The following is a 17,133-nucleotide window of genomic DNA, read 5'->3' on the forward strand; positions in this document are numbered from 1 at the left end:
GGCCTTCGCCGATCCGGTACGGCTCGCCGAGCGTTTGGCGGGCGGAGCACTCTTCGCCGGCGCCTTCTTCGCAGCCGGGGCCGACTTCTTCGCCGCAGTCCTCTTGGCAGCCGCCTTCTTCGCCGGCCTGCGTTCGGGCGAGGGCTTCGCGTCGGCATCAGGGGTTCGCCTCCTGGGGCGTTCGCTGCTCGCAGTGCTGCGGCGACGCGGGGCACGTTCCTGGCGCGGCTTCTCCGCGGGCTCCTCCTCGTCGTCCCGCGGCTCCTCGTCGTCCTCCGCTTCCTCCTGTTCCTCCTCCTCGGGCTCCGCCGCCTCGTCCTCGGGCTCCTCCTCCGGTTCCCCCTCCTCCGGCTCCTCCTCGTCGTAGGCCTCTTGGTCCTCCTCCGGCTCCTCCTCCCATTCCTCCTCGTCTGCGTCCTGCGGCTTCGGCTTGCCGACATTGAGCGTGCGCTCGCGCAAGGAATCCGCGAGTTCGCCGACGCGTCGGTTGGCGGCGGCGACCACGGCACGCTTGCCCGCCTCCAGGAGATCCCCCTTGACCTGTTCGCTGAGCTCCGCGACCTGCGGAACCTCACTCAGCTTGCGGAGCCCCTCGGTGGCCAGTTGCCGAGGATCGAGGCCGAACCTCCGTCCGGCGAGGTACGTTGCGGCGGCGAAAGCCAGCCGCCCCTTCTTCGTACGCCCGAGAACGTATCCGCCGGCCACCGCGGAGGCCAGCGCGACCTTGGTGGTGTCTTTCATCAGGTGATCCCTTCGGTCAGCACCCCTTCTTGATGAACGAGCACCGCGCAAGGGGCGGACGCGATGCGAGGCGGTCTCCCCGACGCCGCCGGTGCGAAGCCCAACCGCATTACCATGGCCCTACGGGACATCGTGACGCTCTGTCACGCCCCGCACCCTGTCGGCGAGTGGACCCTTCAGGCGGTCGGCCGCACCGCCGACGGCAATTCCAGTCTGGGCAGTCAGCGCGTCCGCGGCATGCGGAGAGGGGGGAGGGGGGATCCTGCCGGCCCCGCGGCGTCCCGGGCCGGGCGCCGGTCAGCCGCCCCTCGGGCAGCACGGACAGCGGAGCAGTTCACAACTGATGCCGTGACATGCTCGCCGAAACGGGCTCGTCCCGGCGGGCTGTGCCACAGAACAAACGCGCGGCCTCGGCGTGCCGGGCATCGAGGACATCCGCCTGACGACGGGCACGCTCCTCAAGACGCTCCAAACGCGCCGCGAGCACGTCGTCGGAGATCGCTGTGCGCAGGGCGCGCCACAGTGCCGTCTTTCCCTGGACACCGGAGCGCAGGGCCTCCGCCTCCAGCAGGTCGCTCAGCGGGGAGCGGCGGACGAGCCTCCCGTTGGTCTTGAGCCGCCCGGCCTTTTCGGCCAGCGCACCCAGCGCCATCCGGTGCCACCGCGGCCGCACACCGAGCGACGCCATGAGCCGCACGAGCTCATCGCGGTCCTCGAGGATCTCCTCCGCCAGCCGGTCGAGACCGGGGGCATCGGGGCCCACCGACGGGTGCTCGCGGGCGATCCTGCGCGCCAGCGCCGCACCGCCGTAGGCCCCGCCAAATGGTCGTTCAGATAGATGGCGAGCAGCCGCCCGCGATCGTTCCGGGGCATGATCCTGTCCTTCCTGGGGTCGGACCTGTCGGGGCGGTGCGAACCACCGTGTCGGAGGACCCGATCGCTCCGAAGGACCCCGAATGGCGTCTGGCTCATGAGCGGCAGATCCAAACAGTGGTGCCCCGCCCGTGACGCGCCGCGCGGAACGCCCGAGGCGCACATCATGGGTGCGACGCGACCCTCGCGCCGGACCGGAGAGAGCCGACGCCGGCCTCGGCCTGTCGGCCAGGTGAGGGCTCACTCCCGCCTGTCGCCGCTGTTCCCGTCGACGCCGCGGCGGCCTTCAGCGGCGCTCGTACCGCCTTCAACGAAGCCCCTCTCCAGGAGGTGCACGGGCTCCCTCCACCGGACCACGTCTGTACGCGGCGACACGCCTGGAGTACCTTCGAAGGGAGACCCCGTGACCGCATGCCCGCCCCCGGGCGCGAGTCGGTCGGGTCCGATCTGCCGCCCCTGACCCCGGCTGCGCCGCACCTCAACGGCGAAGGAGTCGGGATGGCCCTCACGGACCGCCGCACGGCATCACTCTCCCCAGGTGGTACCGGCACCGAAGATCGCGTCGCGCCGACTCCCTACGACGGGGTTTCACCGTTCCCGCGGGTCGACCCCGCCGATCGGCACCGCGTCCCCCGCTGGCAGCTGGCCGCCACCGCCGTCGTGGTGGCGTTCCCTCTCCTCGCGCTTGCGATCGCCGTCGGATGGCTGTGGGGCAGCCTTGTCGGCCCGATCGACGTGATCCTGGCCGCGGTGCTGTACTGCGTCACGGGGTTGGGCGTGACGGTGGGCTTCCACCGCGGCCTCACCCACGGCAGTTTCACCCCGAACCGACCGGCGAAGATCGCGATGGCCGTCGCCGGGTCGATGAGCTTCCAGGGGGACGTGATCGGCTGGGTCGCGACCCACCGTCGCCACCACGCCTTCACCGACCGCCCCGGCGATCCGCACTCCCCGTTCCGGTTCGGCACCAGCCTCACCGGCGAACTGCGCGGTCTGGTCCACGCCCACATCGGCTGGCTGTTCAGCTCCGACATCACCCCACCCGCCCGCTACGCACCCGACCTGCTCGCCGACCCGGACCTACGGGCCGTGTCGAGGGCCTTCCCCTGGTTGTGCATCCTCTCCCTCGCGCTGCCCCTCGGGGTGGGATGGGCCGTCGGCGGGACCCTGCACGGCGCACTCACCGCCCTCGTGTGGGCCGGGCTCGTCCGCGTGGCCCTGCTGCAGCACGTGACGTGGAGCGTCAACTCGCTGTGCCACATGATCGGTCGGCGCCCCTTCCGCACCCGCCGGCACGACCGGGCGACCAACCTGTGGCCGCTCGCCCTGCTCTCCTTCGGAGAGAGCTGGCACAACCTCCACCACGCCGACCCCACCTGCGCCCGCCACGGCGTCGACCGACACCAGATCGACCCCACGGCCGCTGCCATCCGCCTCCTCGAACGACTCGGTTGGGTCCGCAACGTCCACTGGCCCGTCCCCGGCCGCCTCGAAACCCGCCGACAAGCCTGACTTCCCGGAGCCGTCCCATGCCTGCCCACCCTCAGAGCCTCCTCGTCAGCGTCCTGCGTTCCGTGCCCGCCCGGCGCGCCACCGTCCACGTGGCCGGCGACATCGACCTCGACTCCGTGGCGCCACTGCGCGAAGCGCTCGATCTCTGCCTGCGCGATGGGATCCGCACCGTCCGAGTCGACGTCAGGGGCGTCACCTTCTGCGACGTCACCGGCCTCAACGTCCTGCTCTCCGCAGCCCGCAGGGCGGCCTCGGCCGGCGGCACGCTGACGCTGTGGCAACCCTCCCCGCAGGTGGTCCGCCTGCTGGAACTCACCACCACGATCGCCTACCTGCTCCCCGCTCCCGGCCCACCCTTCGCCGCGCCCGGCCACGCGCTGAGCGCCGCGGCCGGGGGCGCGTCGTGAGCGGTCATGATCAGTGACCTGATGGCCCGAACCCTGCCGCGGCTCCGAAGGCGAGCAGGCGCCCTGGACCTCGACGCCCTTCACAGTGTGGAGCGGGGTGCTCTCGGGGTGGACTGCCTCGCCGTCTCGCTCCTGACCGACACGGGCCGGCGTGAACCGGTGTGGTGCTCCGATGCGCTCGGGCGCCGCTTCGAGGATCTCGAATTCACACTCGGAGAGGGACCGAGCGGCGAAGCCGCCATCCGTGGCCGGCCCGTCCTGGTCCCCGATCTGGCCCGGATCCGATCCGAGCGCTGGCCGGCGCTGGCCATCGAGTCGGCGCCGCTGCCAGTCCGGGCGGTCTTCTGCTTCCCCCTCGGCGTCGGTGCCATCCACGTCGGTGCCCTCACCGCGGCCCGCCGCACCCGCGGACCGCTGACCGGACCCCAGACCGACGACGCCCTCGTCCTCGCCGCAGCGCTCACCTCGCTCTGCCTGGCATTCCCGGATCAGGCGAGTGGGGGGCCGGAGGATTCACCGGCGCTCTTGCGGGCCGTCGTCCACCAGGCGACGGGAATGCTCAGCGTCCACCTCGGCATCCCGTTGCCCGAGGCCCTGGCCATGCTCCGCGCCCACGCCTTCGTGTCCGGGATACCGGTCGGCGACATTTCCCAGGACATCGTCGACCGCCGCCTCCGGCTGGGTGAGAATGAGGGCGAGGAATAGTTGTGGGACGCAGCGGAGGACGATTTTCCGTGACACGTGTGCAACGACTGACGGAGGTGTTCGTCGAGGTCGCCAACTCGCTGACCGGCGACTTCAGCGTCATCGAATTCCTGCAGCAGCTGTGTGAGCGCTGCGTGGAACTCCTCGACGTCGCGGCGGCGGGAATTCTGCTCGCCGACCACCGGGACAGGCTGATGACCATCGCCGCCTCGGACGAGCGCACGCACATGCTGGAGCTCTTCGCCCTTCAGCACGACGAGGGCCCGTGCGTCGACTGCTATCGCACCGGCAGTGCGCGTATCGGCATCGACCTCACCGATCTGAAGGTCGCCTCGCAGTGGCAGGCCTTCGCCTCCCAGGCCCGGCAGGTCGGATTCGTGGCCGCCAACGCGATTCCCATGCGGCTGCGGGGGCGGGTGATCGGCACCCTGGGCCTCTTCCAGACCACCCCCGGTCGCTTGAGTGCCGACGACGTCATGCTCGCCCAGGCCCTTGCCGACGTCGCCACCGTCGCGATCCTCCAGCAGCGCACCCTGGACGACAGCGAGGTCGAACGCGGCCAACTCCAGTACGCGCTGACGAGCCGGATCGTCATCGAACAGGCGAAGGGCATCCTCGCCGAACGGTGGAAGCTCCCCGTCGACGACGCGTTCGCAGCCTTCCGTGCCCATGCCCGGGCGCCCCGCGGGCACCGCCGTCGTCGCTGCTGTTGGAGCAGCGCGTGGGGGGAGCCGGACGAGCCGCGCGCCCACGGGCCGGGCGCCGCCTCCGGCCACACCTCTCAGCCGCCGAGCCGGCGGCCGGGCGCCCGGCGGACGCCCTACGACCAACCAATCCGTACGACACCGGGTTCCTCGTGGCCTATAGGTGAGTTGTGGCTCTGGCCCACTTCTTGTGGCGCGGCCGCGCAGGGTGAGCAGTGGATGAGTGGGAGCGTTCGGTTCAACCGCCGTAGCGGTGCTTGAGCTGCGGGTCGTCCAGCCACCACGGGCGGGCACCCACGGTCTGCGGCTGGTCGTACCCGGAGCCGGTGCCGGCAGCGGTGGTGGCCCGGGCGGCCTCGGCTGCGTCCAGCGCGGCGTCCACCGCCGCGTTCTCGGCCCGGCCGGTGACGATCAGACGGCGGATCAGCGCGCACAGGAAGGGCAGGCCGACCAGGTCGCCCAGTACCCAGATCACGTTGCCGCCCCAGAACTGGTCGCGGACCAGGCTCGGTCCCCAGTCACGGCCGAGGCTCGCGTAGTACGGCTCGGCGATCAGGTGCCCGCCGTACAGCAGAACCAGGGCGAGGGCGGCGTCGAACACCACCTCGACGAAGGTGATCACCACGCTGAGCAGCAGCGGGTACTCGTGCGCCACCGGGTCGAGCTGCAGGCGCGGCCAGAAGTACAGCAGGCCCAGCACCACGAACACCAGGTGGAAGCCGGTGTTCCAGACGCCGCTGGTCAACGTCCGCTGGTACCAGGGCGTGAAGTACAGCAGCCACGGCGGCGCGACCAGCAGAACGGTGGAGACGGCGGGGAACATCAGGACACGGGACGGGCGGCTGCGCAGCGATGCCAGTAGCCGGTCGCGGGCCGCGGGGTCCAGGGCGTCCGCCAGCAGGGTCACCGGGGCGCCGAGGACCAGGAGCAGCGGGACGAACATCAACAGCAGCACCATCTGCGCGGCGCGGTCGGTGAACAGCACCCGCTCGTACACACCGAGGCCCGAGCAGGTCACCCAGACCCAGACCGCCAGGCCGCCGAGGAACGCCGCGGTACGGTGCCAGGGCCAGCCGTCGGCCCCGCTGTGTCGACGGCGGCGGGCGGCGGCGAGATAGCCGGCCGCGAGCAGCGCCGCAAGGGTGGCGACCGCCGGTTCGAGCGTCCAGGAGTCGGCGAGGGCCGACCAGTGCCAGGGCGGGACGTCCGCAGGGTGGAGCATGCCAGCAGGTTTCCTTCCGCTGTCGGTGGGCGGCCACCGACCGGTGGAACCCTCCGACGGCAGCCCGGCGTCCTCACCGCGCGGACCCGTGGGAGGATCCGGCGCCGACGACGACACCACCGCAGAATCTAGCGAGCGGGGGAGCCAGGTGACAGGCGGCTCGCGCACCGTCGGACGCCCAATGGCGCCGAACATCGATTGAATCGTGCAGCACCCCCGACACCGTGCACGGCGTCGCCATCCGGCGACCGTGCACGGCGCGGGCTGCGGCCTGCCATGCCGTTGGGGAGGTGCTGTGGGGCCGCCACCCCGCGCGAAAGGCCTCGCGCGAAAGGCCCCGCGCGAAAGGCCCCGCGCGAAAGGGGAGGCGGGGCCCGGTGTGCAGGGCGTGGTGTCGGTCAGGATCCGGTGGGCAGGGCGGCGAGGATGTGGTTGGTGAAGCGGACGGCGGTGGCGATCCCGTTGTCCTTGTCGCTGCTGACCAGCACGGTGACGACGGCGGTGCCCTTGCGGGCGGCGACCAATCCCATCCCGCCCTTCCAGGCGCTGCTGGTGAGCGTGAGGGTGTAGGCGCCGTCGCCGACGCCCGTGAGTTCCTTCTCGGTGACCTTCACCTTGGCATGGGTCTGGCTGTCCGTGAACGAGGGGCAGGCCTTCGCCAGCATGCCGACGGCCTTCATGACGGTCTGCGCGGTGGTGTCGCGGTAGACGTCGACCTCCTGCGCGATCTCGCCCGAGGTGTTCTTGTTGAGGTAGTCGTTCTGTGCGAAGGAGACGCCCTCGATTCCGGTGATCGACGTCCACGAGGTGCCGCCCAGCTTGGTGCAGTCCGGCTGCGGGACGTCGGCGGCGGTCGGCTCCACGAAGGTGTCGCCGGTGTCCCGGCTGCCGTCCGCGTCGAGGGTGTAGCCGGCGGGGAACGCCGACGCGAGCGCCAGGGCCTGCTTCAGCCGGGTGCCGGTCAGCAGATGGGCGTTCTGGTCCGGCGCGGCCGCGCCCGAGGATGCGGCGGGGGCGGCCGGGCTCTGCGGCGCGGCGTCAACACCGCCCGGGGCAGCGGAGGAGCAGGCGGACAGGGCCAGCGGCAGCAGCCCGGCCGCGGCCAGTCGCCGGGCGGTCGTCGCGTAGCGCATCGAGTTTCTACCTTCGCGTGGTGCGGGGCCCCGGGCCGGGGCCGGTCGCCGACGAGGGCCGGGACCGAACCGGAATCATAGATTCCGACACGGGCGCCCGCGGCGGCGGCCCCCGGGGCAGGCCGCCGCCGGTTCGGCGCAACGGATCTGAGCACACGTCGATCGTGCCAGAACGACCCGCTGCGCCCCGCGGCCGGCCCTACGGGGTGCGCCGTGGCGGGCCGCCGGCTGTGCCCGTCCGGGTCAGGGACCGGTGCAGTGCCAGGACGCTCAGGGCGAACATCAGGGTGCCGAGCGGAACATGGAGGGCCGGCTTGTGTGCGATGCCCAGGACCACCTGCACCGATGCGAGTGCGAGGAAGCCGGACGCGTCCAGGATCGGGCGGGGGGTCCCACCGCCCGGCCGCCACGCCAGGATCGCGGCGAGCACGTAGAGCATCGACGCGCCGTACATCACGCGCGCCCCGACACTGTGCAGGACCTCGCCGTGGGAGGAGGACAGCAGCAGTCCGGCGGTGGCGGCCTGGAAGAACAGGGCTGCCGTCTGCAGGGCGATCGCGGCCCGGAGAAGGGGGGCGGCTCTGTCCGGTGCTGTCGTGGTCGGTGCGGCCATCGTGCGGTCCTCTCTTCTGCCGTGCGGCGGTGGGCTACTGCCGTGCGGCGGTGGATGGGTAGGGTCCCGTCAGTTCGACGACGCAGCGGTGCGGAATGTGAGGTGGGGAACCGGCCTGACATGTCGGTGCGGTGTTTCGTCGAACGGGCGAACGGCGGCACCGGACGACAAGGAACAGGGAGCGATCGCGACCATGAGTACCCCCTCCGGGCCCGGCCCGGACCCGATCGCCGGCGAGCGGCGCTACCTGATCAACCTCGCCTACCGGCTGCTGGGTTCGCTGGCCGAGGCCGAGGACGCCGTGCAGGAGACCTACACCCGCTGGTACGCGATGTCGCGGCAGCAGCGGGAGGCCGTCGCCTCGCCCGGCGCCTGGCTGACGACGGTGGCCGGCCGAATCTGCCTGGACGTGCTCGGCTCGGCGCGGGCCCGGCGCGAACGCTACGTCGGCGCGTGGATACCCGAGCCGCTGCCCGATCGCACGGAGTGGAGCGGCGAGCGGCCCGGCGGCCGGGGCCGTTCGGCCGACCCCGCCGACCAGATCACCCTGGACGAGTCGGTGACCATGGCCTTCCTCGTCCTCCTGGAGTCGATGACCCCGGCCGAACGCGTGGCGTTCATCCTGCACGACGTCTTCCGCTACCCCTTCGCGGACGTTGCCGAGATCGTCGGCCGCACGCCCGCCGCCTGCCGACAGCTCGCCTCCTCGGGCCGCCGGCGCCTGCGGGCCGCCGGGACCCCGGCCGCCCGGGCAGCCCCGCCGGCCGGACAGGCCGCCCTGGTGCGGCACTTCAAGCAGGCCTGGGAGGCCAAGGACATCGAGGCGCTCGTCGCCCTCCTCGACCCCGGCGCCACGATGACCGCCGACGGCGGCGGCCTGGTCGGCGCCGCCCTGCGCCCGGTCGAGGGCGCCGGACGCATCGCCCAGTACCTGGTCCACATCGCCGACAGGGCCCCTGGACTGACCCTCCTGGCGCGGACGGTCAACGGCCGGCCCGGCCTGGTCGCCCAGCGCGCCGGCGTCCCCGTGACCGTCGCCGCCCTCGACACGGCCGACGGCCGCATCACCCGCATCTGGGCCGTCCGCAACCCGGAGAAACTCCGCGCCTGGACCGCGAGCGGACAGATCTGAGCCGCCCCCGCACCCGCCGCTTCACCCGCCCGGTGGCGCACCGTCCATTCTCTGACTATGGTCAGAGAATGGACGGGGTGCAGATGGACGGTGCGCAGATCGACCGGGTACGGCGGTTCAACCGCACCGTCACCCAGCGCGTGGGCGTACTCCACGACCACTATCTCGGCCGGGACCGGGCCGTCGGTGAGGCCCGCCTGCTCTGGGAGATCGGCGAACACGGCCAGGACGTGCGGCGCCTGCGCGACCGCCTGGGTCTCGATTCCGGCTACGTCAGCCGCCTGCTGCGCGCCCTGGAGGCCGACCACCTGGTGAGGGTGGAAGTGCAGCCCGAGGACCGAAGGGTGCGCACCGTCCGCCTCACCGACGCCGGCCGCGCGGAGCGCGCCGCTCTCGACGCCCGCAGCGACGACCTGGCCCGCTCCCTCCTGGAGCCGCTCAACACCGACCAGCGCGCCCGGCTGGTCGCCGCGATGGCCGAGGTCGACCGGCTGCTGACCGCCGGGACCGTCACCCTGGAGACCGTCGACCCCGACCATCCCGATGCCCGGTACTGCCTGCGCTCCTACGCCGACGAACTCCAGGAGCGCTTCGACGGCGGCTTCGATCCCGCCCGCAGCCTGCTTCCCGACCCGCGTGAACTGCGGCCTCCCGACGGCCTGTTCCTCATCGCCCGGTTCCACGGCGAACCGGTCGGCTGCGGCGGCCTGAAACTGCCCTCCGACGGCGCCGCCGAGGTCAAACGCATGTGGGTCGCCCCGCAGGCCCGGGGCCTGGGCCTGGGGCGGCGTCTCCTGGGCGAACTGGAGGCGTGTGCCGTCCGGCAGGACCGCACCGTACTGCGTCTGGACACCAACGCGGCACTGACTGCCGCGATCGGCCTCTACCGCTCCTGCGGCTTCCACGAGGTGGCGGCCTTCAACGACGAGCCCTACGCCCAGCACTGGTTCGAGAAGGGGATCACCCAGCCGCCGCCCTGAGGGCCCGTCCGGCGGCGCGGCGGTGCCGGGCCGCACCGCGGCGCCGGCCGGGTGCGGGGTCGGTGCCCGTGGCGGATTGTGTGGTCAATTCGGGGGCGGCCGTGTCCGGTTCGGGAGAGACTGTGTCTCACGGCGACGGCGGCGCGAGGTGCCGCTCGCGCGACGATCACAGGGGTGGGCCATGACCAGCACCACGAGCTCCGGGTACGAGGGTTTCACGCCCGAGGAGCGGGCCGCGATGAAGGACCACGCGGCCGAGCAGAAGAAGGCGGCACGACGCGGCTCCGCGGAGGAGAAGGCGGCGGCGGCCGTACGGGACGTGCTCGCGAAGATCGCCGAGATGAACGACACCGACCGGGTCATGGCCGAGCGCGTCCACGCCGTCGTCACGGCGAACGCGCCGGGCCTCGCACCCAAGCTCTGGTACGGCATGCCGGCCTACGCACAGGACGGCAAGGTCGTCTGTTTCTTCCAGAGCGCCGAGAAGTTCAAGTCCCGCTACGCGACGCTCGGCTTCAGCGACCAGGCCGCGCTGGACGAGGGCGCGATGTGGGCGGCCGGCTTCGCCCTGACCGAGGTGACGGCCGAGGTGGAGGAGCGGATCGCGGCCCTCGTGAAGCGGGCGGCCGGCTGAGACGCGCACCCCGCAGACCGGCCAGGGCACCACGGGCCGTGGCCTGACGGGCGGTCGGCGCAGTGCCGGTACGAGCAGGGCGGCGGTCCGGGCGATCAGTGGTTCGTCGGCGGTGGCGTCCGCGCCGGTCCTGGTCGACAGGACGGCCAGGACCAAGGGCGTGCCGGCCGTGGTCCGGGCGATCCCCACGTCGTTGGTGGTGCCGTAGCCGCCGGTGCCGGTCTTGTCCGCGAGGGTCCAGGTCGCCGGCAGGCCGGCGCGCAGCCGAGCCGCGCCCGTGGTGTTGGCGAGCAGCCACCTGGTCAGGGTCTGCCGGTCCCGTGGCGCCAGGGCGTTGCCGAGGACGAGGCGGGTGGGCGTTGCTGCGACGGCGGCCGGACTCGTCGTGTCGCTCGCGCGCCGAAGCCCGCCCCCGGACCATGAGGACGCCCCATGACCTTCGCGCAGTTCTCCCGGCCCGGCGTGCAGGCACCCCGTACGCCCGGCATCAAGGGGATCTGACGGTCGGGCGCGTAGCCTGATCCGGTGATCGTGAAGGAGTCGTTCAACCTCCGCAGGACCCTGCCGTACGTCCGATTCGATCTGCTGCTCGCCGTGGTCAGCGCCACCGCGGCGTACCTGCTGGTCGACGTCGCCGACATCTCCTGGCTCGCCCTGCCCTCGCTGGTGGCCACCGTCCTCGGCACCGCGCTGGCCATCCTCCTGGCGTTCCGCGCGAACACGGCCTATCAGCGGTGGTGGGAGGCGAGCACGATCTGGGCGCAGATCACCGGTCTGTCGCGCACTCTGATCCGGGTCGCCCGGTCCCTCACCGACGCGAAGGCTGCCCAGGGCGCGGCGGACCCCGAGGCCGTCCGCGCCTGGCAGCACGACCTGGCCCTCCGTCAGGCCGCCTGGGCGCACTGCCTCGCCCGCCTGCTGCGCCGGCAGGACGCCACCGCCGAACTCACCCGTCTCCTGCCGGCCGATGAGGTGGATCTGGTCCTCGCCGCCGACAACGGGCCGGCCGTGCTGGCTCGGCTGCAGAGCCAGGCCGTCTTCCGCGGCTATGCCGCGGGGATCCTCACCGGCCTGGACAACTTCCAGTTGGAGACCGCGCTGGCCGGGCTGTCCGTCCAGCAGGCCCTGGCCGAGCGTATGAGCACCACGCCGATTCCCCGGCCGCACGACTATCTCAGCCGGATGTTCGTGCACTGCTACGTCGTCGTGTTCCCGTTCGCCGTCATCGGCGTCGTGCCCGCCCACCGGTGGCTGATCATCCCCACCGCGCTCCTGATCGCCCTGTACTTCCGGCTGATCGAACGGGTCGGTGCCGCCAACGAGGAGCCGTTCGCCAACCGCATCCAGGACGTTCCCGTCACGGCCCTGGCCATCGGCCTCGAACGCGACCTGCTCGAACTCATCGACGTCTCGGAGCGTCCGGCCAGGGCGGTGCCCGTCGACGGCTACCTCTGGTGACGGCTGCCGGGCCCGACTTGCAGGTGCCCGTGGGGGAGGTTTCGATGGCGTAGGGCTCCGTCCCGCTCCCGGGACGGCCGCGCCCGCGATCGACGGAGCGGCGTTCCCCGCACCCGGGACGCGTGATCATGGCCTGTTCGCCCCGTCGCCCCGGCAACCGTGCCACCGACCCCCGGAGGCGGAGAGTAGGCAGCGTGGAAGCGGAATCCGACCGGAGCACCGGAACACCGCCTGTGGCGGCCGGCGAGATGCGCCTGGAAGTCGTGGTGCTGCCGGTCTCCGACACCGACCGGGCCAAGCGGTTCTACGGATCACTGGGCTGGCGGCTCGACGCCGACCTGACCGTGGAAGAGGGCTACCGGGTCGTGCAGTTCACCCCGCCGGGCTCGCTGTGCTCGATCATCTTCGGCGAGGGCGTGACCTCGGCCCCGGCCGGCTCGATGCAGGGCCTGCAACTCACCGTGTACGACATCGACGCGGCCCGCGCCGGCCTCGTCGAACGCGGTGTGGACGTGAGCGGGGTCTTCCACGACGTCACCGGCATCTTCCACCACGCCGGGACGCGCGGACGTGTGGACGGGCCCGCCCCCGAGCACGCCGACTACGGGTCCTTCGTCTCGTTCGCCGACCCTGACGGCAACGGCTGGCTGCTGCAGGAGATCAGGACGCGTCTGCCGGGCCGCTGACGATCAGGACGCCCAGGCCCACGGCACGATGACAGAGGGAGCCCACCCGTGACCACCCCCGTACGCGAGCCCGAACTGCTCGGCCAGAGCGTCGTCGTGATCGGCGGCAGCGCCGGCATCGGCCTGGAGACGGCCAGACGCGCCCGGACCGAGGGCGCCGAGGTCGTCCTCGTCGGCCGCGATCCCGGCCGTCTGGAGCGCGCGGCCGGCGAGGTCGGCGCCCGGCGCACCGCGGCCTTCGACGCCACCGACTCGGCGGCCCTGGAAGCGTTCTTCCAGGACCTGCCGACGCCGATCGACCACGTGATGGTGACGGCCGGCGGCCCCAGCTACGGGCCGCTCCTCGCGATGAGCGCCGCCGAGGTGCGGGATGCGATCAGTGACCATGCGGTGCTGGAACTGGAGGTCGCGCGCAATGCCGTCGGCCGGGTGCGGCCCGGAGGCAGTCTGGTGTTCATGGGCGGCACCGGAGCGCGGCGCGTCGCCCGCGGTCTCGGCGTCGCCTCCGCCGCCACCAACGCACTGCCGTCGTTCACCGCGGCCCTCGCACTCGAGCTCGCCCCGGTGCGCGTCAACCTCATCGCGGCCGGGTTCGTCGACACCCCGCTGTCGGCCTCGCTGCTCGGCGAGGGGCTCGAGGAGCGCCGCGCCGAGCTGCGCGCGATGCTGCCGATCGGCCGTGTCGTGGGCCCCGCGGACGTCGCGGCGCTGGCCGTCCACCTGATGGTCAACACGGCCCTGACCGGTGCGACGTACGACATCGACGGCGGGCAGCAGTTCGTCTCCTGACGGACCCCGCCGACCCGCCGACCCGCGGACCTGCGGACGCGCCATGAGCAACGGAGCGGACATGAGTGCGGAGCAGTTCCACGTCAGTGAGGTCTCCTCGGCGTACTGGCGGGTGACCTTCGACAACGGCCCGGTCAACCTGCTGGATCCGGACACCCTCGAGCAGCTCGGCGCGCTCGTCGGGCGCATCGAGACCGATCCGGATCTCACCGTGGTCGTGTTCCGCAGTGACACCCCGGGCTACTTCATGGCGCACTGGGACTTCACGGCAGACAACGCCCGGGTGGCGGGGATGCAGCCGGGGCCGACGGGCTTGCATCCGTACCTGGACAACTTCGTGCGCCTCAGCAGGGTCCCGGTGGCGACGATCTCGGAGATCCGTGGCCGTACGCGTGGTGCGGGTAGTGAGTTCGTGCTCGCCACGGACATCCGTTTCGCGTCGGAGAGGGCGGTCCTGGGCCAGTTCGAGGTGGGTGTCGGCGCCGTGCCCGGTGGTGGCCCGATGGCGCGGTTGGGGCGGCTGGTCGGCCGCGGCCGGGCCCTGGAGATCCTCTTGGGCGGCGATGACGTCCCGGCGGATCTGGCCGCCTACTACGGCTATGTGAACCGGCTCGTTCCGGATGCCGATATCGAGGACTTCACCGATGCGTTCGCGCGCCGCATCGCCTCCTTCGACAAGGTGGCCGTCGCCGGCATCAAGCAGCTGGTCGACGTCGCGACGCTGCCCGAGGACGGCGAGTTCGCGCCGGGCTTGCAGGCGTATTTCGCCACGGCCGGCCGTCCCGAGCACCGGCCGTTCGTCCGGCGCCTGCTGGACGAGGGCCTGCAGCGGCCCGACGGTGTCGAGGTCGACCTCGGCACCGCGATCGGGCGGCTGCGGCAGCAGCCCTGAGCGCGTCCTCCGTCGTCCCGAAGGACGAGGCCCCGCCCTTCCTCCGGGCGAAAGGCGGACTCGCCTACGCCGGGAGAGCCTCTTGGCGTAATGGTCGAGCCGGCGCCGGCGTGGTGAGGTCTCACCGGGATTGCAGCAGGGATGTCAGATAGCAGCGCATGCGGTCCCGGTCTCCGGGATGGCAGGAGGGCCATGGCTCGTCGAGGTCGAACCATGCCGCGGGTTGGTTGGGCTCGCACCGCAGCCTCCGAGCCGGGTCCACGACCGCCGCGTAGGACAGACCGAGCGTCGTTGCCGCGGAGTCGGGGCGAAAGCGGCGGACGAAGGCCATCGCCGGCTTGTGCAGCAGCACTGCCGACAGACCTGTCTCCTCGAACAGTTCACGGGCCGCCGCGCGACGAGGTGTCTCGCCGGCCTCGACCTTCCCGCCCGGCGGCACCAGCCCGCGCCAGGCGTGCTCCACCAGCAGGATCCTCCGTCCTCGAACGTCGAATGCCCAGACCTCGGCCACCAGCGGACCGCTGCGGGCCGCCTCACCGATCCCGTCGAGCCACCGGCTCGCGCCGGGAAGTCGAAAGGCCGCAGCGCGCACGTCCTGTCTGGCGGCACGTGTGACGGCAGGGGCCAGGCCCGGACGGTCGGACATCCCGTTGGTGCCCGCCCTCATCCGGCGACGCCTGTCCCGTTCGTCCATGCCGCCCCACACCCCGTGAGCCTCGCCCACCGCCATCGCCGCGTCCCCACATGCGGAGACGACCGGACAGCGCGCGCACACGGCCTTGGCCCGCAGAGTCTGTGCAGCCCCAAGGCCCTCGCCGCTCACCGGAAAGAACAGGTCGGGGTCTTCTGACCTGCAGGCGGCAGCCTCCTGCCAGGCCGAGCGGGGATCCAACGCCTCTCGGGGGCCGGATTGCGGGGGTGTGTCGATCCTGTTCGGGTCACCGTGCATCAACGGATGCCTTTCGCCGCGCTTCACCCGCGCATGGCCGCGGTCAAAGCGTTCGCGGGGGGTGGTCCCACGGTCGCTGGCACCGCCTCACCGATGCGAGTCGCATCATTTCCGCACCGTTTGCACCGGAAGGTGCGGGCCGGGATGCCCGTGCTGGGACCGTGCCGGCGTGCGGCGCGCTGGAAGGTGCGGTCTGCGAGATCCGGCCGAGTCACCGCGGTTCTCCCTCTGCCCCGAGGGCCGGTGTGACCGGTGCCCAGTCAGGGGTCGGCGGCCGCGCGCCGCTGCGGACCGGCGACGACGTGCAGGTCACCGACGTTCAGCGCACCTCGCACACAGCCACCTCCTGACCCGCCCCGCGAAGGCCTGCCTGCCCTGGCCGGCTGGGTAGGGGCTTACTCCAGGACGGCTGCTTTGCGCAGGAGTACGGAGCGCTCGCGGGTGTTGCGGCACAGCCGGGCGGCGAGTTCCAGCTCGGCCCGGGCCTCGGCGGTCCGACCGAGGCGGACGAGCAGTTCGCCGCGGACGCTGGGGAGGAGGTGGGAGCCCGCCAGGCGGCCGGAGACGGCCAGGTCGTCGACGATGCGCAGCGCCTCCTGCGGTCCGCTCGCCATGGCGACGGCCACCGCGCGGTTGAGTTCGACGATGGGGGAGGGGGCGACCCGGCCGAGTGCTTCGTAGAGGAGGACGATGCGTTCCCAGGCGGTTTCCTCTACGGAGGGCGCCGTCGCGTGGCAGGCGGCGATCGCGGCCTGCAGGCCGTAGGCGCCGAGGCCTCGTCCGAGGGCCGAGGTCCGGCCGAGTGCGGCCAGGCCGCGGCGGATCGCGGAGTGGTCCCACAGCCGGCGGTCCTGGTCCTCCAGGAGCACCGGTTCTCCGTCGGGCCCCGTACGGGCCGGGAAGCGCGCGGCGGTGAGCTCGAACAGCGCGAGCAGGCCGTGCGCCTCCGGTTCGGTGGGCAGCAGTGCGGCCAGCATCCGGGCCAGCCGGACGGCCTCGTAGGCGAGATCGGGGCGTAGCAGGTCGTCGCCGGTCGTGGCGCCGGAGCCTTCGGTGAAGATGACGTAGAGGACGCTCAGGACGGCGCCGAGCCGCGCGGGCCGGTCCTCGGACGGGGGTAGTTCGAACGGCACGCGGGCGGCGGCGATGGTCTTCTTCGCCCGGGTGATCCGGGCCTGGACGGTCGGTGTGGGCACGAGGAAGGCCCGGGCGATCTCCTCGCTGGACAGGCCGGCGACCGCGCGCAGGGTGAGCGCCACCTTGGCCTCGGGCGAGAGCACCGGGTGGCAGGCGGTGAAGATCAGGGCGAGGACGTCGTCGTCGACCCGGTCGGGATCCCACGGCACGTCGTCCGACCGCTCGGGTGCGGCCGCCGCGCCGGAGCTGAACTCGCCGTCGGCCAAGTGGCCGGCGAGCTGGGCGTACCGCTGTTCCAGTGCGGACGTCCGGCGGAAGGCGTCGATGGCGCGACGCCGCCCGGTCGCCAGCAGCCAGCCCACCGGGCTGGCCGGCGTGCCGTCGCGTGACCAGGTGACGAGGGCTTCCGCGAGCGCTTCCTGGGCGACGTCCTCGGCGAGCGCGAAGTCCCCGGTGTAGCGGGCCAGCGCACCGACGATCCGCGCGGACTCGATCCTCCAGAGGGCCGCGGCGGGCCCCCCCGCCCGGGCGGGGTGCCGGGGGGCGGCGTCGGCGTGCCGCCAAAA

The 17,133-nt window shown here is 72.4% G+C and carries 18 protein-coding genes and 1 pseudogene; 11 read left to right on the forward strand and 8 right to left on the reverse strand.

The window, feature by feature from the left end; translation table 11 throughout:
* Both ACFV0G_RS16605 and ACFV0G_RS16610 read right to left on the reverse strand, forming a co-directional pair.
* Nucleotides 1-741 (reverse strand): histone protein (locus ACFV0G_RS16605; RefSeq protein WP_380547278.1); only part of this gene is annotated, 741 nt, incomplete at its 3' end.
* A gap of 334 nt (nt 742-1,075) precedes the next feature.
* Nucleotides 1,076-1,504 (reverse strand): hypothetical protein, encoded by a 429-nt coding sequence (locus ACFV0G_RS16610; RefSeq protein WP_380547280.1) that lies wholly within the window; start codon nt 1,502-1,504, stop codon nt 1,076-1,078.
* A gap of 608 nt (nt 1,505-2,112) precedes the next feature.
* On the opposite strand from ACFV0G_RS16610, the gene ACFV0G_RS16615 reads away from it, so the two are divergent.
* Genes ACFV0G_RS16615 through ACFV0G_RS16630 form a run of 4 tightly spaced genes read left to right on the forward strand, consistent with a single transcriptional unit; the run spans nt 2,113 to nt 5,203 of the window.
* Complete coding sequence (locus ACFV0G_RS16615) at nt 2,113-3,126, forward strand: acyl-CoA desaturase (protein ID WP_380547282.1); 1,014 nt, start codon at nt 2,113-2,115, stop codon at nt 3,124-3,126.
* 17 nt (nt 3,127-3,143) lie between these two features.
* The gene (locus ACFV0G_RS16620; RefSeq protein WP_380547284.1) at nt 3,144-3,533 is read left to right on the forward strand and encodes an STAS domain-containing protein; all 390 of its coding nucleotides are present in this window, start codon (nt 3,144-3,146) and stop codon (nt 3,531-3,533) included.
* 6 nt (nt 3,534-3,539) lie between these two features.
* Entirely contained in the window at nt 3,540-4,238 is a 699-nt protein-coding gene (locus tag ACFV0G_RS16625) for a GAF and ANTAR domain-containing protein (RefSeq protein ID WP_380547286.1), read from the forward strand.
* A gap of 38 nt (nt 4,239-4,276) precedes the next feature.
* Nucleotides 4,277-5,203 (forward strand): GAF domain-containing protein, encoded by a 927-nt coding sequence (locus ACFV0G_RS16630; RefSeq protein WP_380547288.1) that lies wholly within the window; start codon nt 4,277-4,279, stop codon nt 5,201-5,203.
* On the opposite strand, the gene ACFV0G_RS16635 is transcribed toward ACFV0G_RS16630, so the two are convergent.
* The 3 genes from ACFV0G_RS16635 to ACFV0G_RS16645 all read right to left on the reverse strand — a co-directional run bounded on the left by ACFV0G_RS16635 (nt 5,181) and on the right by ACFV0G_RS16645 (nt 7,910).
* Nucleotides 5,181-6,164 carry a cytochrome c oxidase assembly protein gene (locus ACFV0G_RS16635; protein WP_380547290.1) on the reverse strand — a complete coding sequence of 328 codons (984 nt, stop codon included), beginning with the start codon at nt 6,162-6,164 and terminating at the stop codon, nt 5,181-5,183. The genes ACFV0G_RS16630 and ACFV0G_RS16635 overlap by 23 nt on opposite strands.
* A gap of 398 nt (nt 6,165-6,562) precedes the next feature.
* On the reverse strand, nt 6,563-7,297 hold the full coding sequence (locus ACFV0G_RS16640) for a hypothetical protein (protein WP_380547292.1): 735 nt from the start codon (nt 7,295-7,297) through the stop codon (nt 6,563-6,565).
* A 199-nt stretch (nt 7,298-7,496) separates the two neighbouring features.
* Nucleotides 7,497-7,910, reverse strand: coding sequence for a hypothetical protein (locus tag ACFV0G_RS16645; protein WP_380547294.1), 414 nt, complete (start codon nt 7,908-7,910; stop codon nt 7,497-7,499).
* A 193-nt stretch (nt 7,911-8,103) separates the two neighbouring features.
* Here ACFV0G_RS16645 and sigJ point away from each other — a divergent pair, with 193 nt between their 5' ends.
* The 3 genes from sigJ to ACFV0G_RS16660 all read left to right on the forward strand — a co-directional run bounded on the left by sigJ (nt 8,104) and on the right by ACFV0G_RS16660 (nt 10,656).
* A complete protein-coding gene (gene sigJ / locus ACFV0G_RS16650) occupies nt 8,104-9,042 on the forward strand; it encodes an RNA polymerase sigma factor SigJ (protein ID WP_380547296.1) in 939 nt (312 codons plus the stop codon).
* 83 nt (nt 9,043-9,125) lie between these two features.
* Nucleotides 9,126-10,022, forward strand: a complete 897-nt coding sequence (locus ACFV0G_RS16655) for a GNAT family N-acetyltransferase (protein WP_380547310.1) — start codon at nt 9,126-9,128, stop codon at nt 10,020-10,022.
* A gap of 181 nt (nt 10,023-10,203) precedes the next feature.
* Complete coding sequence (locus ACFV0G_RS16660) at nt 10,204-10,656, forward strand: iron chaperone (protein ID WP_380547298.1); 453 nt, start codon at nt 10,204-10,206, stop codon at nt 10,654-10,656.
* A gap of 93 nt (nt 10,657-10,749) precedes the next feature.
* On the opposite strand, the pseudogene ACFV0G_RS16665 reads toward ACFV0G_RS16660, so the two are convergent.
* A pseudogene (locus ACFV0G_RS16665) lies at nt 10,750-11,238 on the reverse strand (serine hydrolase); the annotation flags it as partial.
* Between ACFV0G_RS16665 and ACFV0G_RS16670 the strand changes: the two are divergent.
* The 4 genes from ACFV0G_RS16670 (at nt 11,182) to ACFV0G_RS16685 (ending at nt 14,481) form a co-directional block, all read left to right on the forward strand.
* Nucleotides 11,182-12,114 carry a bestrophin family protein gene (locus ACFV0G_RS16670; protein WP_380547300.1) on the forward strand — a complete coding sequence of 311 codons (933 nt, stop codon included), beginning with the start codon at nt 11,182-11,184 and terminating at the stop codon, nt 12,112-12,114. The pseudogene ACFV0G_RS16665 and the gene ACFV0G_RS16670 sit on opposite strands and share 57 nt — an antisense overlap.
* 248 nt (nt 12,115-12,362) lie before the next feature.
* The gene (locus tag ACFV0G_RS16675; RefSeq protein ID WP_380547312.1) at nt 12,363-12,800 is read left to right on the forward strand and encodes a VOC family protein; all 438 of its coding nucleotides are present in this window, start codon (nt 12,363-12,365) and stop codon (nt 12,798-12,800) included.
* 48 nt (nt 12,801-12,848) lie between these two features.
* Nucleotides 12,849-13,589 carry an SDR family oxidoreductase gene (locus ACFV0G_RS16680; RefSeq protein WP_380547302.1) on the forward strand — a complete coding sequence of 247 codons (741 nt, stop codon included), beginning with the start codon at nt 12,849-12,851 and terminating at the stop codon, nt 13,587-13,589.
* 61 nt (nt 13,590-13,650) lie between these two features.
* Nucleotides 13,651-14,481, forward strand: a complete 831-nt coding sequence (locus ACFV0G_RS16685; protein WP_380547304.1) for an enoyl-CoA hydratase/isomerase family protein — start codon at nt 13,651-13,653, stop codon at nt 14,479-14,481.
* Between the two features lie 121 nt (nt 14,482-14,602).
* Here the strand turns inward: ACFV0G_RS16685 and ACFV0G_RS16690 are convergent, their stop codons facing one another.
* Together ACFV0G_RS16690 and ACFV0G_RS16695 are read right to left on the reverse strand one after the other, a co-directional pair.
* Nucleotides 14,603-15,430: a WhiB family transcriptional regulator gene (locus ACFV0G_RS16690; RefSeq protein ID WP_380547314.1), complete on the reverse strand. Its 828-nt coding sequence runs from the start codon at nt 15,428-15,430 to the stop codon at nt 14,603-14,605.
* A 395-nt stretch (nt 15,431-15,825) separates the two neighbouring features.
* On the reverse strand, nt 15,826-17,133 hold a 1,308-nt coding region (locus ACFV0G_RS16695), incomplete at its 5' end, for an RNA polymerase sigma factor (protein ID WP_380547306.1).

Origin of the sequence: Kitasatospora sp. NPDC059571 (assembly GCF_042735675.1) — a bacterium.
Taxonomy (GTDB): domain Bacteria; phylum Actinomycetota; class Actinomycetes; order Streptomycetales; family Streptomycetaceae; genus Kitasatospora.

What these genes read in the sequence shown, in the direction of transcription:
- ACFV0G_RS16615 (WP_380547282.1), top strand. Translation starts at nt 2,113, where the DNA reads ATGGCCCTCACGGACCGCCGCACGGCATCACTCTCCCCAGGTGGTACC.
- ACFV0G_RS16655 (WP_380547310.1), top strand. Translation starts at nt 9,126, where the DNA reads ATGGACGGTGCGCAGATCGACCGGGTACGGCGGTTCAACCGCACCGTC.
- ACFV0G_RS16690 (WP_380547314.1), bottom strand. Translation starts at nt 15,430, where the DNA reads ATGCACGGTGACCCGAACAGGATCGACACACCCCCGCAATCCGGCCCC.
- ACFV0G_RS16660 (WP_380547298.1), top strand. Translation starts at nt 10,204, where the DNA reads ATGACCAGCACCACGAGCTCCGGGTACGAGGGTTTCACGCCCGAGGAG.
- ACFV0G_RS16685 (WP_380547304.1), top strand. Translation starts at nt 13,651, where the DNA reads ATGAGTGCGGAGCAGTTCCACGTCAGTGAGGTCTCCTCGGCGTACTGG.
- ACFV0G_RS16645 (WP_380547294.1), bottom strand. Translation starts at nt 7,910, where the DNA reads ATGGCCGCACCGACCACGACAGCACCGGACAGAGCCGCCCCCCTTCTC.
- ACFV0G_RS16620 (WP_380547284.1), top strand. Translation starts at nt 3,144, where the DNA reads ATGCCTGCCCACCCTCAGAGCCTCCTCGTCAGCGTCCTGCGTTCCGTG.
- ACFV0G_RS16640 (WP_380547292.1), bottom strand. Translation starts at nt 7,297, where the DNA reads ATGCGCTACGCGACGACCGCCCGGCGACTGGCCGCGGCCGGGCTGCTG.
- ACFV0G_RS16625 (WP_380547286.1), top strand. Translation starts at nt 3,540, where the DNA reads ATGATCAGTGACCTGATGGCCCGAACCCTGCCGCGGCTCCGAAGGCGA.
- sigJ (WP_380547296.1), top strand. Translation starts at nt 8,104, where the DNA reads ATGAGTACCCCCTCCGGGCCCGGCCCGGACCCGATCGCCGGCGAGCGG.
- ACFV0G_RS16635 (WP_380547290.1), bottom strand. Translation starts at nt 6,164, where the DNA reads ATGCTCCACCCTGCGGACGTCCCGCCCTGGCACTGGTCGGCCCTCGCC.
- ACFV0G_RS16675 (WP_380547312.1), top strand. Translation starts at nt 12,363, where the DNA reads ATGCGCCTGGAAGTCGTGGTGCTGCCGGTCTCCGACACCGACCGGGCC.